The following is a 13891-nucleotide window of genomic DNA, read 5'->3' on the forward strand; positions in this document are numbered from 1 at the left end:
CGGAGGGGCAACCCTTTCGTCATCGCAACGTACCATTTGTCACAGCACCGCCTGCTGAAAGAACGCCCGGTTTTACATTCGCGGCTTCCGGGCTGCGGGCCGTGATCGGTTGCCGGCAGCCGGTGAAACATAGCCGGAAGAAAAATACCAAACCTATGCCACTACCCATACTATTCGCTGAACATGCGGCTGCTGAAGTGATACAGAAAGAAACGCTACTGCAATCGTATGGCTATGGGCTCACCAACAGCAAAAAGATCTGCCTGCCTACACAGAAAGGTTTTACCATTGTGAAACTCGACGAGATCGTTTATTGTGAAGCAAAAAGCAGTTATACGATATTTCGGTTCCTTAATCATAAACAGGCCATCATTTCGAAACCGCTGTCTGATTACGAGAAGCTTTTGCTTGATGCCAGTTTCCTGCGCATTCACAAATCATACCTCATCAATCTCATTCATGTAAAAGAATACCTGCGTGGTGAGGGTGGCAATGTAATCATGACCGACGGAACGGAAATTGAAGTGAGCCGCCGCAAAAAAGAACAGTTTCTCCTCAAGGTGAGGGAATATTTCATGTACTAGTCCCGCCGTTAAAAAAACAGCACACACCGCAAAGCAAACCACGGCAGCCGTTGCTTAGTTAGCGGCTGAAGGGTACACCTGCCAGAGCTACTTTTGCTCCCACATTTTTAAAACCAACTACCATTTTATGATCAAAACCATTTCTACGGCATTGGCCGTAACACTTCTCGTTGGCGCCTGCAATACAACCGCGTCTACAGAAGAAAAAGCAAAAGATGTAATACCCGCCGCCGATTCAACCACGCACGGCCTGTTTATGGATGTGCACCACCTCGGCGCGGGCAAAGTAAAGGCGGCGGATGTGGCGGGTGCACATTCGAAGGACCTGGCGACGCAGTACAAATACGGCGTACAGTTTATCAAATATTGGGTAGATGAAAAAGCGGGCGATGTATATTGCCTTTCTTCCTCTGCCGATACGCAATCCATCCGTAAAACACATGCCGATGCGCATGGATTGCTGCCCGATGAGATCTTCGCGGTAACCCCTGGCCAGGAAGCCGTAGCAGTTGCGGGAAAAAGTTTTTACCTCGACATCCACGAGCTGGGTGCGGGAAAAGTTACTGCAAAAGATGTGGAAGGTGCCCACCAGAAAGACATCGCATTGCAGGGCAAATACGGTGTCAACTTTGTGAATTACTGGGTGGATGAAAAAGCAGGCCGCGTGGTTTGTTTATCGCAATCTGCAGATACTGCATCCATCATCAAAACACACAAGGAGGCGCATGGCCTGTTGCCCACTTCTGTTGTGAAAGTTGTGCAGGGACAATAATTTTTTGAGTTGATTTTTGGTTGAGGGGGCGGGTAACCGCTCTCTTCTTTTTTGTCCTTGTGGCAGGAATCCGGGTAAACATCGCTTTTTAGCTGGGCAACAAAGCAGCCAGGCAAGTAAATTTATGCACGTTCAGGCTCATTGCACAAAAGGAAAATCCCGCACGTGGGTCCATGGCCCGTTGTTGTACTTCCACAGGGAAAGACCGGTTGCCCCGATAGAAAAAGGCTTGAAATCTTTCGACAAATATTCCGCAAGCTGCTGTGCTTTCCAGGCGGTTACTTTGTTCTGGATGGTAATGTGCGGCCAGATCTTCTTCCTGTCCTGCGCAGTTAAATACGCATACAACACGCGTTGCATCGCCGCGTGCAGCTCCCTGATCTCTTCCGAATCTATTGCGAAGGCAACGCCGTTCCCCATGTTCCTGATCCCGCTGATGCCCAGTGAAAAAGGCATTCTGCGCGACAATCGTGCAACGGTTTCTTCTACCAGCGGGATCCCGGGCGGCAACCGGTGAAACAAGGTGATGTGCGCGTCCAGGTAATTGCACCAGGCCGGGAAATGTGTGTTGCGCAGTTGTGTAAAATGCGCCAGCGATGCATGATCCATGGAAACGGTAATGATCAAAGGCTGAGATGCGGGCATGACGCAAATTACAACAAACGGCGGCTACAGGGCTGGCGGCAAAGGGTTGGGGCACAAAAAACGGGGTTCCATCATTACAAAAAAACACGATCCCCTGTGCAGAAAGTTTTCCACCTGCGCAGGGGAAAACCCACCTGTTCCGGATAAAGTATGATTTTGTTACGATAAGTTAATGTATCTTGATTGCAGAATATTCTAATCCACTTAAAACTAACACCAATGGCAAAAGCGAAAAAAGCGGCTCCGAAAAAAGCAGCTAAAAAAGCAGCACCAAAAAAAGCGGCTCCGAAGAAAGCAGCCCCTAAAAAAGCAGCTCCAAAAAAAGCAGCTAAAAAAGCAGCTCCGAAAAAAGCGGCCCCAAAAAAAGCAGCTAAAAAAGCGGCTCCGAAAAAAGCGAAAACCAAAAGAAAACTGAACCCTGCCCTGATGCAACCCCTGAACATCGGCGATAAGCTCGCTGCTGTTGTAGGCAACAAACCAATGCCGCGTTCTGCGATCGTTAAAAAACTCTGGGAATATTTCAAAAAGAACGGTCTCCAGGATTCAAAAAACAAAAGGATGATCAATGCTGATGCTACATTGAAACCTTTGTTTGGTAAAGACCAGGTTTCTATGTTTGATATCGGTAAGATCATCAGCAAGAATGTGAAATAGGTCTTTATAACTGTTTGAAAAGGCCGCGAATACGCGGCCTTTTCTTGTTTTTGTCCTTTATGGTTCCGTCGCATGCCTGGTGCGTTCTCTCCGGTTGCGCCGCCTTATTCTTGTTCACGATCCATTAATCACCACACCTGCCGCCCCTGGTCGCCATCAATCCTTAACCCTGTTCTTTTCGCTGTCGGCCCCTACTGCATTGTGTTTGCGGAGGTCGTTCATCGCCTTTCCGAAACGGTAGGAAAGGGAAATGCTTACAAAGCGGCTGTCGGGCGCATTGCGCCAATTGGCCTCTGTGAGCGCCAGGTTATTGATGATGCCGCGCGTGATGCTGGTATAAAACAGGTCGTTCACATTCACCCGCAAGGTTGATGCCGCTGATAGTTTTTTTGAGAACCCGGCATTGACACGTCCGCGCGGCAGCAATACAAACTGGTTGTTCGTGAGCCTTGTCTGGTAAACCGCATCCACCTGTGCGTTCCAGCCCTTACCGAGTTTGAATTGAAGGTTGGGCTGCGAGAACCAGAACGTTCCCTTTGTATCCAATAGCCCCGTGTAAAAATTGCTCACGGCATGGATCTGCGTTACCTCTGTGTACAGGTGAAACGCCAGCCATTTTGTAAAATCAACATTGCCGTCGAGCGATACACTGAGGTTGGTTACCTTCCCTATGTTGCCCGGGCGGCTGTAATAAGTGCCATTCAGTATCTCGATGGTTTCGTTGGTGCTGTTCACCGTTCTGCTGTAAGTAGCCGTTACGGTGAAATAACTCTTGTACCCGTAGGAGAGATTGATGTTGTGGGTGAATGCAGGCTGAAGGAACGGGTTTCCCACGTAATAGGTAAACTTATCCAGCGGCGAGATAAAAGGGTTCAGATCCTGGTAATAAGGGCGCTCTATGCGTTTTCCGTAATTAAGCGACAACACATGATCCCCGGCACTGTCGATCTTATAATTGATGTACGCGGTTGGAAAAAGGCTCGTGTACGTTCTCCTGAACGAAGAATCCGGCTTCATCACATTACCCAGCTGGCGGCCATCAGAGATCGTATGCTCCCCACGCAGCCCGAGCTGAAACGCCCACCGCTTGCCCTCCCTGTTGGCGTTCACATAGGCCGCGTGAATGGTTTCCTTGTAAATGAAATGGTTTGTTTTGTCGTAATCAGGGGTTGTGGTATTGTTGGCGGTATAGAAATATTCGGCCACGTTGTCTGTTTCGGTGTGGCTCGACTTCACCCCTGTTTCCAGTTTCCAGCCGGTGGCGAGCGGGTGGCTGTAATCCATTTTTCCCGACCATATACTGATGCGCGCAGGGAGGTTGCCGGATAGTTTGTCTGCATAAGACAACGATCCATTGGGTTGGTAAGTGAAATTATTGAACAACTGCTCATTGCCTGTTCTGTAACTGATGTAATCGGCATCCGCCGTAAGTTCGGGGCCGCTTTTTTTGTACTGGTGCCTGAAGTTGAGGTTGATGCCGCCGTTGCGGAAAAAGTTCTCCTGTGTATTGTGTGCAACGATGGTAGAATCAAGGGCGCCTGCGGCATTCAGTATTTTACTTTCGTTGTCGTTGTTGCGGTGCCCCGTGCGGGATACGCCGGTGAGTACGATGCCGAATGTTGTTTTATCGGTAGCATAATAATCCGCACCCAGTTTTGCCGTAACCGCACCTGCGCCCGGGCGGATGAGTGTGTTTTGGATAAAATCCGATTTGCGGGTGCCATCCGGCTTCTTGAAATAACGGTTGATGTTCAGATCGGTAAAACCGTTCTGGGTGTTGTAAGTGATCAATCCAAATGTATTGAACTTGTTGTTGCGGTAGTTAAAGTTGAAATTATTGTTCGTTCTGAAGTAAACACCCTGTATAACGGACCCGATCACGGTTCCGTTGAAACCCTTTACCCTTGTGCGTTTGGTGCGGATGTTGATCACACCTGCGCCTCCCGCCGCATCGTATTTTGCGGGTGGGTTGGTCATCAGCTCTATCTGGTCTATCGTGGATGCGGGTAACGAACGCAGGTAACTTTCAAGGTCCGCGCCCGATAAATAGGTAGGCTTGTCATCGATAAAGATCACCACACCTGTCTTTCCTTTCATACTCACCACGCCGTTCTGGTCAATGGAAATACCCGGCGCTTTCTCCAGCGCCTCAAAGGCAGTTGATCCTGCCGCGGTGATCATTGCATCTACGTTTACAACCGTCCGGTCTATCTTTCTTTCCACCATTGGTTTTTGCGAGGTAACGGTTACTTCCTGAAGCTTGTTCGTTTGCGTGGTCATTGTTACGCGCACAGCCACAGATGGGTTTGCCGTTTCCAATACGATCCGCTCGCTGCTGTATTTCTCAAAACCCGTGAGTGTTACCGAGAGCCTGTAAGTGCCGGGTTTCAGTTTATCGATCTCGAAGGTTCCATTGTCGGCAGACAGCGTTGTTTTTACGATCACGTCCTTATCGCCCAGCAGCACAACCGTGGCTCCTTCCAGCGGTTTGCGTGCAGAATCCGCAATGGTTCCATGAATAGTGCCAAGCTGTGTTTGCGCACTTGATTTGAGGGACAACAATACGATCCCGAAAAAAAACAAAGCCTTTCTGTAGTTCATCATTTGTGGTTGTAAACGTAAGGGTACTGCGATAGTTACAGGATTGTAAAGTAAAGGCGAAGATTTTTTTTTACGGTTCCGGTTATCATCGGGGGACGCCGTTGGTCTCTAAAACCGGCTTTTTTTTGCGAAAGAACCATGTGTTAAAAAGAGGAGCGTGCGTTTTTATTCTCTAAGCCTGAGCCATGGGTAAAAAAAAGAGAGCCGCTGGCGGCTCTCTCCAAATAAATATCCTACAAGGAACTAAACAGCATCCGATAAAGAAGTGAATGTGAAATCACGGATCTTCATCGCAGGGATGAGGTAACTGCGGTATGATTCCACACTGATGCTTCTCTCCTGTTTGCCCAATGCTTCTACGTTGTTGAGCATGATCACAGGGCTTTCGTTGAAACGAAGGTTTTTGATCGGGAACTTGATCTGTCCGTTCTCGATGTAAAAAGTTCCGTCGCGTGTGAGGCCCGTAAGTAACAATGATTGTGGGTCTACCATGCGGATGTACCAAAGGCGCGAAACGAGAATTCCTCTTTCGGTGCTTTTGATCAGGTCCTCAACAGAGGCCGTTCCGCCATCCATGATGATGTTGCTGGCAAACGGGCCGGGCTTTACGCCTTTTTTTTCTGCCCAGTATCTTGAGTAGTTGAGGTTCTTTACCACGCCTTTTTCGATCCAGTTCACCCGTCCGGCAGGATAACCGTCGCGTGTCCAGGTTGAAGATGGGAGATCGGGATGGAAGGGGTCGGAATAGATGTTGACTTTCTCATCCATCAATTGTTCTCCCAACCGGTTACCGCCACCGGGTTTGCTCAGGAAGCTTCTTCCTTCATCGGCGCTGCGCGCGTCGAAGCGGAACATGTTCTCGAGCATATAAGTGGCTGCCACCGGTTCGAGGATCACCGTATATTTTCCCGGCTCGATGGCTTTGGCGCCAGCAGAGCCGTTTGCTTTTTTAGATGCTACCTGTGTTGCCGTAAGAGTATCCAGTTTTTTCACGTCGTTGAAACCACGCGCGGCATAGCCCGAACCGGTTCCTTCCTGGTTACGCGTTGTGATCGAGAAAATGACATCGGTGCCTTTGTTGTAGGCAAACAATCCTTTCGAATTCATCACCGCAACAAACGAAGTGGTATTCTCCAGGAAGCCCGCTGCTTCCAGCTTGGCGTCTTTGGCCACCTTGATGCTTTTGCCCACGGCTTCCGCTCTTGTGGCGGGTGTCATGGCTGCGGTAGATTCTACATAAGTAATCGATTCTTTGAATTCGCCCTGGGGCCCCAGCAGCGGCATATACTCAGGATTTTCCGGTGCAAGTTGTGCGAGCTCTTCTGCGCGGCGTACCACTTTCTCCAGCGATGCGTCATCAAATTCATTGATGGAGGCGCTGCCGGTCTTTTTTCCGAAAGTAGAACTCACCTGGAGGCTCATTGTGCTGATATCGCCCGCGGTTGAAACGGCATTGCGCGCATAACGTACGTTACCGCCTTCCTGGCCGCTAAGTCCGGCTTCGCATTCATCTGCTTTTGAATACGCCATTACTTTTTTCAACAACGCCTGCGCTTCTTCTTTTGTTAATATTGCCATGGTTGTAATTAGATTTTGCGTGCTGTATTAATAACGTTTACTCCATCAAACTTGGTGGTACTGCTGCCATGCGATACGGCGTTCGATTGTCCGGGCTGCCCCTTTCCATCGTTGAATGCACCACCCAGGCGATAATCGCTTTCGTCTGCAATCGCTGAACACGAGTTCCAGAACTCCTGCGTATTGGCCTGGTAGGAAACATCTTTCAGCATACCCACGATCTTACCGTTCTTCACTTCGTAGAACGATTGTCCGCCGAACTGGAAATTGTAACGTTGCTGATCAATAGAGAACGAGCCATCGCCAATGATGTAGATGCCTTTTTCTGTATTCTTGATGATATCGTCAACACTCATTTTTTGTTTTCCCGGCTGCAGCGATACATTCGGCATGCGCTGGAACTGTACATCGCTCCATGTCTGCGCGTAGCAGCATCCCTGTGATTCTTTCAATCCGAGGATATGCGCCTGGTCGCGGATGGCCTGGAAGTTTACAAGCACACCGTCTTTGATGATGTCCCATTTCTTTGCAGGAACGCCCTCATCGTCGTAACCCACCGCGCCGAGTGAGCCCGGCTGCAGTTTATCGGCAACAATGTTCACGAGCTTGCTTCCGAAATGGAAATCTTTTGAACGTAATTTTTCGAGTGTAAGGAAGCTTGTACCTGCGTAGTTGGCTTCGTAACCCAATACACGGTCGAGCTCCGTAGGGTGCGCCACCGATTCATGGATCGTTAACCACAGGTGCGATGGATCGAGGATCAGGTCGTATTTACCCGGCTCCACCGATTTTGCATTTACTTTCTGTGATACTTCTGCAGCCGCGTTCTTTACATCGTCGAGGATATCGTAACGGTCCTTGTAACGCGTAACAATACCCGGAACGCTTGAGCCCGGTTTGGGCGTGAGGTACTCGTACCCCATTCCTACAGGTGAACTCAGCGATTTTCTTGATTCGAATTTTCCGGAGGCCCTGTCCACTTTCTGCACCGTAAAATTCGGGAACAGCCTGTGGATGTCCTGGTCGATATAGGACCCGTCTGTGGAAGCAAAGAATTTCTGCTCGTTCACAGCAAGGATCACCGAGTTAACGAAGGTTGCACCAGCGGCCATGGCGGCTGCGTTCACAGAAAGCAACAGGTCTACTTTTTCTTTCACCGGAACGGCGAAAGCATTTTTTTCGATCGGTGTTTTCCATGTTACATCACCAAAACCTTTCTGTGCCGCCAGCTGAACCGGATCGGAACCGATCTTCGCATTGGCCTTTGCAACGGCCACTGCGCGTTCTGCCGTACGGGCCACATCGTCTTTGGTAACTTTGTTGGACGCCGCAAAACCCCAGCAGCCATCGGCGAGTACGCGGATACCCACGCCGAAAGATTCTGAGTTGGCAACGTTCTGTACGCGGTTTTCGCGTGTGGCAACAAACTGGTTGAGGTACCTGCCGATCCTTACATCGGCATAAGTAGCGCCTTTGGCGCGTGCGGCATTGAGCGCCACATCAGCAAGTTGTTTTTTCAGACTCACATCCATACCATCGTTCAATAATTGCGATGGATCAATGGATCTACCAAACAAGCCCAGATCCGGCAGCATCATGGCCCCGGCCCCCATTGCTGATAGTTGTAAAAAATCTTTTCTTTTCAATGTTAGCCCTCCTGGTAAATTTTGTTATGAAATTGGTTTTCTCAAAGCATGCTACATAATACGATATATTTTTAAGAAATTTTGCGTTCCAACCATAAAAATCCGGAACATATTATGAACGGTAAGAAAAACCAAAACGGCGATACCGGTTTTTCTTCCTCCCCTCCTGTCTGCACCCTGTTTGCCCTGCTGTTCTGCTGCCGCATTACAAAATTTTCCGTTGCCTGCATCCGGGCCGTTCCATCTAAATAACGCCAGTCATTTTTTTCATATACATACCAGTTGTATACAAGATCCCCATATACAAAAGGCGTTTGCCAACCCGATTCTTTCGGCCACCAACGGGTTTGCCAGCGATAAGGAACCAGCGGATCCTGCGCAAACGATGGTTTGGCATTTGCTGTTTTTACAACAGGCACCGTTTCCCCCGGTGTTTCCAAGATCACCTCCACCGGTTTGTTCAATACCGGTAATGCAGGGGTAATGGATAGCTTACTGCCCGAGGTATTTTGCCGTCCTGCTTTCTGCAGCAAAAGATCCCAAAGCGCATAATAACTTCCGTTGTTTCCCGAAAGCAACCACGCATAGGTATTGTTCAACGTTGTAAACAATATTTTTCCCGCTCCCTCTGTAACCACCGCCGCCACCGTATTCGAAGCGGAGTCCTGCACCAGCGCCTGCATGCCATTCTGCATGCGGATGAACTGGGCCTGCTCAACGGGCAACATCTTATTTTCGTTGCCGCGGAAAAAAAGCCTGAGATGCACAGGCTGTTTACCCGGCAATTGAAACAGGCGGAAAGGCCGGGTATACCATTCGCGCGTTGAGGCAATGGTGTCTGACTTAACGATCAATCCCATGCCTTTGCTGTTCACCTGCCTGTACACCACATCCCGTTCCGTGGCCGGAAGCATCGCCAACGATGCTTCGTCGCTCACCACCACATCAAAACTATCCAGCAACGCTGATGTAATGCGATCGGGAGAAGCATTTGAAACATTGAATGCCGACCTGTCAAATTTATTTTTGCTGATGGTTGTTTTTGTTACAACACCATACCCGTTTTGCGACAGCCAGTCTTTCAGAAATTTATTTTCAAAATCAGGAGACGCCGAAAGGATCATCACCTTCACATTTTGTGCGGGCAACACTTCAACAGGTATGGGTTCTTTCTCGATCGTATCTTTTCCCTGCCGTACAGCCAGCGAAAAAAGCGCCCTGCCGTTTTGTTTGGGAACCGTTTGTAATACAAATGATTTTGTCTGATGCGCCGGTATATTGACCGAATCAAGATTTGCATTAAACCCGATCAGCAACAGCACAACCGGATCACTGGTTTCGTTTTGATAGGTTCCCTGTACAGACAGTGTCTCTCCCTTCCGCAACTGCCTGTTCCAGCTTGCGGCAACAATTCCCGCGTTCACGGGCGATGGGTGATAAACAATTTCCTGTCCATCGATCATTGCCAGCTCATCGTTGGAGAATCCATATCCAAAAACATGAACCGTATCGTACCGTTCTTTTTCTCCCGAAAGGAATGCGTCTTTTTCTACGATGGGTGCGCCGGGCTTTTTGTTTTTGCGGAAAGACAGCATACTATCGTTCAACGCACCACCGGTTGCTACAAGTATTTCGCGCCCCGTGTTCGTTTTCTTTTTGGTAAAACCGATCGGTAAGCCCATGCACGCAAGACAAACAACCGCCCCCGCAGAAGCAACCATGCGCGGCACCAACCTCGCTTTGTTTGCGCGACGCCATTCTTTCCTGCACAACACAAACAGTAAAACTGCTGAAGCAGAGATCACTATGATAGTCCACGCGCCCATCAATTGTTTTGTTTTTGAAGGTTCCTGAAATACACATCCTGTAACGATGTGCGTGGCGATGTTGTTCTTTTTGAGGGAAGCAACGCAGGGGCATCCGCAATTTTCTGCAGCGCTCTCTGGGCGCTGGCAATATCTGCAGCGGTGGCCCGTCTGTTTTCCTGCATGGCTGTGATTATTTTTTTCATCGATTCCAATCCATCCAGGTAAACCGCGGGTTCTTTTGCCGCATAATTACCGAGTTGTGCGGAAGCGAGCCGCAACGTTTGAACAGACTTTTCATTCGTGGTCCTTTCTTTTTTGAGATGCTCCAATACCGGCAGGGCATTGCGTATGCTTTCAACGACATCGTCTGGCCTGCTGCGTCTGGTGTTTACCGATGGCTCAACGATCTTTTCGAGTTTGCCCGTCAATCGTTTCTCCAGTTTGATCGGCGCGGTTTTGATGCTCGTTTTGGCAACATAGGCCCTTGATTTCTGCTGCAGGTCCTTCAACAAACGCAATGCCTTGTAAGCATAAGGCAATGCTTCTTTGGGTTTGAACAATCGCAGCTGCAATTCAGCGTTCCACATTTCGGTAAGCGTTGCCTTCAATTGTTTTTTTGTTTCGGGATCGAGGAAGGTGGCATCTTCGGCATTGTCGTGGTGATCCGTAAAGGCATCCAGTATCACCGCCGCGTTGCCAAAATCACCGGGATTGCCAAGGTCAGCGCCTGCTACATCTTCATTCGACGTGGCTTCCTCGCCTAAAAACTTGCCGTAGCGCAACCGCAACAATTTCTGGTCTATCCCGAGGTTATTGCTCCGGTTGTTGAAGTTCTCCGCCGTTGCCGTATCCCTGTCGCGCAGCAACTGCTCCGCATCGAGAATGATCTGGCGCTGGCTCCTGAAATAATCGGGTTTGAGGTTTACACCGTTGAGCAGACCTTCCATGGCCATCAGCTTTGCGGTGTCTGTTATCGTTACGATATAGATATCGGAACGTTTTTCCTGGTCATGGTTGTCTATCGCAGAAAGATAAAAATACAGTTCGTCACCGGGCTCCATTCCCAATGCACGCAGGCCGATCATCTTCTGCAAGGCATATTGTAAACGCTTCTCCGCAAACGAAACGCCAAACGAAATTTTCTGGGCCTTGAATGTGACCGCCTCGCCGCTTCCTTTTGCAACCGTGGCGTTGATCACTACATCCTTCACACCGTAATCATCTGAAACATTCGCTTGTATGTTTACCCGCTCGGGGTCTCCGTACTCGATAACCGTACTGGGTTTAGGTGATGCGATGGTGATCACGGGCGCGTTGTCTTTTTTCACTTCGATGCGGTACAACTCAGACAATGTACCATCGATCTTCAACTGGTAAAAACCTGAATGATCTATTTTCCTTTCTGTTGTCCATTTGAGGTTTGCCGAGCCAGGTTTCAGTGATACGGCCAGCGAATCGTTGTAGATAAATTTCACTTCTTTCGCTGCACTGTGTAATGTGACGGCCCATTCAACCATTGCCCCTTCCTCCACCTCAATGTTCATGCTTCGCTGTGCACGAATGGGTTTGCCGGTGTAAGCGGGCGGGATCATTTTAACGGCCACATCCTTTACGCCGGCGGGCATTACCGCGTTTTCAGTTGCAACCGTTCCGGCAGCCGGTTGATCTTTTTTCCCGTCTTTCCATTTGAAAGCCACCAGCAACAAAATTGATATCAAAACAGAAACCAAAACGGCAAGAAGTGGTTCCCACATTTTTTTATACAGCGCTGGTTCTTCTGCCTGTGTTAATGCAGTTGCCGTTTTATTAACCTGTAAACGTTGAAGCAGGTTGAGAGCAGACTGATCCTCCAGTAACAATTCAGTGCTTTCTTCGAGCGTCGGATAGTTTGTATTGAGGAACCGCGCCACATCAACATCGGTGATCCTCCACGACCTGTCTATGCTCGTTACAAAAGGCAACTGGCCCACCAGCACGATCACTACCACCCATACCCATCCTCCTGCAAAATGATGTACCAGCAATGCCACGGGCAGCAACAACGCGATCGTAAACAACAGCAAGGAAACAAACCTTACGGCTCTCCATTTCTTACGAATGCGGCGGATGATATGCAGGGCCTGGTCACGCATCCGCTTTTATTTTTTTGATCCTGTATGAAAAATATCTTTCTGCGCAGAAAAGGATGAAGATAATCATCCAAAACACGCGTGCAGTTGCAGTGGCATCAACGGTATCGGCGGCGATCGTTTTCTGAACAGAACGCACTGTATCAAACTTCAACTGTGATTCGTCGATGCCCCGGTGATCCTTGTTGGCGCTTGCTGCAGGAAAGCCCCCGATCAATTCATAGATCCGCTGCGGAAAGGAGGCGTCCCACACAAGTTCGTTCCAGGATGGATTGAAATGTGTGAAGCATTCGTACCTTATTTTCCCATCTTTGGTTTCTTTCGTCAGCAAGGGTACACCAAACGCATCGCGCCACTCTGTTTCATTTCTGTTTTGCCGGTAAGGAACGCGTTGGTACAATTCTACCTTCGTGTAAATGTTTTTGTTGTCTTCTATCCATGATTCAACCGCAGCGGGCGTACCCTTCGCATAGCTAAAAATGCGACGGGCGTTTGCCTGTGCGGGAACATCGGCAGCAGACAACCAGAACAGCCAATCCTGGCCCGCCGCGACGTCCTGTGCTTTTGTAAATGTTTTCGAAAGTATTTTCCTTCCGGTAACCTGTTGTATCGATTGCAGGGCAGCCGCAACATATCGCGGGTCATCCACACCCGGCTCGGCAAAAATGGAAACACGAACAGGCGCCGTGTCTACAATTACTGGCGGGTCGTTTTTAAAGCCCACCTGCATGTTGCCCTCTGAAACCCCGATTGAAAAGGATCTTTGTACGGGCTGGTTGGCCGCGAGCATTTCAATATGGTATGCCGTTCCTTCGCTTTTGGTTGTTCCCATCACAACAGCGATGCTGTCTCTTGTTGTTTCGTATGCACCTGCAATAAACGACTGAACACTGTCGCCGTTCGAAAATGTTTTCCAGTTGAGTGCGATGCTGATCTCAGGCCGCTCACCGCTGAAATACTGCATCTCGTTTTCCGTAAAAAGGTAAACGGGCATACCTGAAGGCAGTTGCCGGTCGAGCATCTTCAAAAGTTGCCAGTAGGATGTTTGTGTTGTTGCGGTATCGTTTACCGCTGCTTTTATTTTTGAAAGATCGGTTGCCGGGAACCCTTTCTTGAAAAAATGGAGGCGATAGCCCTCATTGCTCAAAGAATCGATCAGCAACCTGTGCCTGTCGTACGCCTTTCCTGCATTTTTTTCCTGTACCACGATCCATCCTTTCTGCTTTGATGTATTCTGCCAGTAAGGTTTTGCAAGGAGCAACGCGAGTAAAATGATCAGCAAACAACGCAGCAGCAAAAGAAATAGCTCTGTGAAACGCAAACTTCTTGCGCGCTGCTGCGCGGTGCTGGCGAGCAATTCTATGCTTCCGATCTTCAACGTCTTTCCCTGCCGGGTGTTCCACAAATGGATCACCACCGGGACGATGATCCCCGCGGAAGTCAATAGCCATATGGGTTGTAGCAGGTGAAGCAA

At 49.1% G+C, this 13891-nt stretch carries 10 protein-coding genes; 3 read left to right on the plus strand and 7 right to left on the minus strand.

Annotation, left to right across the window (positions count from 1 at the left end):
• The first annotated feature begins 155 nt into the window (after nucleotides 1-155).
• Both GWC95_RS05490 and GWC95_RS05495 read left to right on the plus strand, forming a co-directional pair.
• Nucleotides 156-584 (plus strand): LytR/AlgR family response regulator transcription factor, encoded by a 429-nt coding sequence (locus tag GWC95_RS05490; RefSeq protein ID WP_161817692.1) that lies wholly within the window; start codon nucleotides 156-158, stop codon nucleotides 582-584.
• A gap of 127 nt (nucleotides 585-711) precedes the next feature.
• Nucleotides 712-1356 (plus strand): DUF4242 domain-containing protein, encoded by a 645-nt coding sequence (locus GWC95_RS05495; RefSeq protein WP_161817693.1) that lies wholly within the window; start codon nucleotides 712-714, stop codon nucleotides 1354-1356.
• Nucleotides 1357-1494: 138 nt separating this feature from the next.
• Here the strand turns inward: GWC95_RS05495 and GWC95_RS05500 are convergent, their stop codons facing one another.
• Nucleotides 1495-2001 carry a 2'-5' RNA ligase family protein gene (locus GWC95_RS05500; RefSeq protein ID WP_161817694.1) on the minus strand — a complete coding sequence of 169 codons (507 nt, stop codon included), beginning with the start codon at nucleotides 1999-2001 and terminating at the stop codon, nucleotides 1495-1497.
• A gap of 219 nt (nucleotides 2002-2220) precedes the next feature.
• Here GWC95_RS05500 and GWC95_RS05505 point away from each other — a divergent pair, with 219 nt between their 5' ends.
• Nucleotides 2221-2655, plus strand: coding sequence for an SWIB/MDM2 domain-containing protein (locus GWC95_RS05505; protein WP_161817695.1), 435 nt, complete (start codon nucleotides 2221-2223; stop codon nucleotides 2653-2655).
• 156 nt (nucleotides 2656-2811) lie between these two features.
• Here GWC95_RS05505 and GWC95_RS05510 read toward each other — a convergent pair whose 3' ends face one another.
• From GWC95_RS05510 to GWC95_RS05535, 6 genes are all read right to left on the minus strand, one after another.
• A complete protein-coding gene (locus tag GWC95_RS05510; RefSeq protein WP_161817696.1) occupies nucleotides 2812-5256 on the minus strand; it encodes a TonB-dependent receptor in 2445 nt (814 codons plus the stop codon).
• Between the two features lie 243 nt (nucleotides 5257-5499).
• Nucleotides 5500-6834, minus strand: coding sequence for a TldD/PmbA family protein (locus GWC95_RS05515; protein ID WP_161817697.1), 1335 nt, complete (start codon nucleotides 6832-6834; stop codon nucleotides 5500-5502).
• A gap of 8 nt (nucleotides 6835-6842) precedes the next feature.
• On the minus strand, nucleotides 6843-8447 hold the full coding sequence (locus GWC95_RS05520; protein WP_161817698.1) for a TldD/PmbA family protein: 1605 nt from the start codon (nucleotides 8445-8447) through the stop codon (nucleotides 6843-6845).
• A 104-nt stretch (nucleotides 8448-8551) separates the two neighbouring features.
• Nucleotides 8552-10306, minus strand: a complete 1755-nt coding sequence (locus tag GWC95_RS05525) for a hypothetical protein (RefSeq protein WP_161817699.1) — start codon at nucleotides 10304-10306, stop codon at nucleotides 8552-8554.
• Entirely contained in the window at nucleotides 10306-12420 is a 2115-nt protein-coding gene (locus GWC95_RS05530) for a DUF4175 family protein (RefSeq protein ID WP_161817700.1), read from the minus strand. The genes GWC95_RS05525 and GWC95_RS05530 overlap by 1 nt, the downstream gene beginning before the upstream one ends.
• Nucleotides 12413-13891 carry a BatA domain-containing protein gene (locus tag GWC95_RS05535; RefSeq protein ID WP_161817701.1) on the minus strand — a complete coding sequence of 493 codons (1479 nt, stop codon included), beginning with the start codon at nucleotides 13889-13891 and terminating at the stop codon, nucleotides 12413-12415. The genes GWC95_RS05530 and GWC95_RS05535 overlap by 8 nt, the downstream gene beginning before the upstream one ends.

It is taken from the genome of Sediminibacterium roseum, from assembly GCF_009939005.1.
GTDB classification, from domain to species: domain Bacteria; phylum Bacteroidota; class Bacteroidia; order Chitinophagales; family Chitinophagaceae; genus Sediminibacterium; species Sediminibacterium roseum.

What these genes read in the sequence shown, in the direction of transcription:
- GWC95_RS05530 (WP_161817700.1), bottom strand. Translation starts at nt 12,420, where the DNA reads ATGCGTGACCAGGCCCTGCATATCATCCGCCGCATTCGTAAGAAATGG.
- GWC95_RS05505 (WP_161817695.1), top strand. Translation starts at nt 2,221, where the DNA reads ATGGCAAAAGCGAAAAAAGCGGCTCCGAAAAAAGCAGCTAAAAAAGCA.
- GWC95_RS05510 (WP_161817696.1), bottom strand. Translation starts at nt 5,256, where the DNA reads ATGAACTACAGAAAGGCTTTGTTTTTTTTCGGGATCGTATTGTTGTCC.
- GWC95_RS05490 (WP_161817692.1), top strand. Translation starts at nt 156, where the DNA reads ATGCCACTACCCATACTATTCGCTGAACATGCGGCTGCTGAAGTGATA.
- GWC95_RS05500 (WP_161817694.1), bottom strand. Translation starts at nt 2,001, where the DNA reads ATGCCCGCATCTCAGCCTTTGATCATTACCGTTTCCATGGATCATGCA.
- GWC95_RS05525 (WP_161817699.1), bottom strand. Translation starts at nt 10,306, where the DNA reads ATGGGCGCGTGGACTATCATAGTGATCTCTGCTTCAGCAGTTTTACTG.
- GWC95_RS05515 (WP_161817697.1), bottom strand. Translation starts at nt 6,834, where the DNA reads ATGGCAATATTAACAAAAGAAGAAGCGCAGGCGTTGTTGAAAAAAGTA.
- GWC95_RS05520 (WP_161817698.1), bottom strand. Translation starts at nt 8,447, where the DNA reads ATGGGGGCCGGGGCCATGATGCTGCCGGATCTGGGCTTGTTTGGTAGA.
- GWC95_RS05495 (WP_161817693.1), top strand. Translation starts at nt 712, where the DNA reads ATGATCAAAACCATTTCTACGGCATTGGCCGTAACACTTCTCGTTGGC.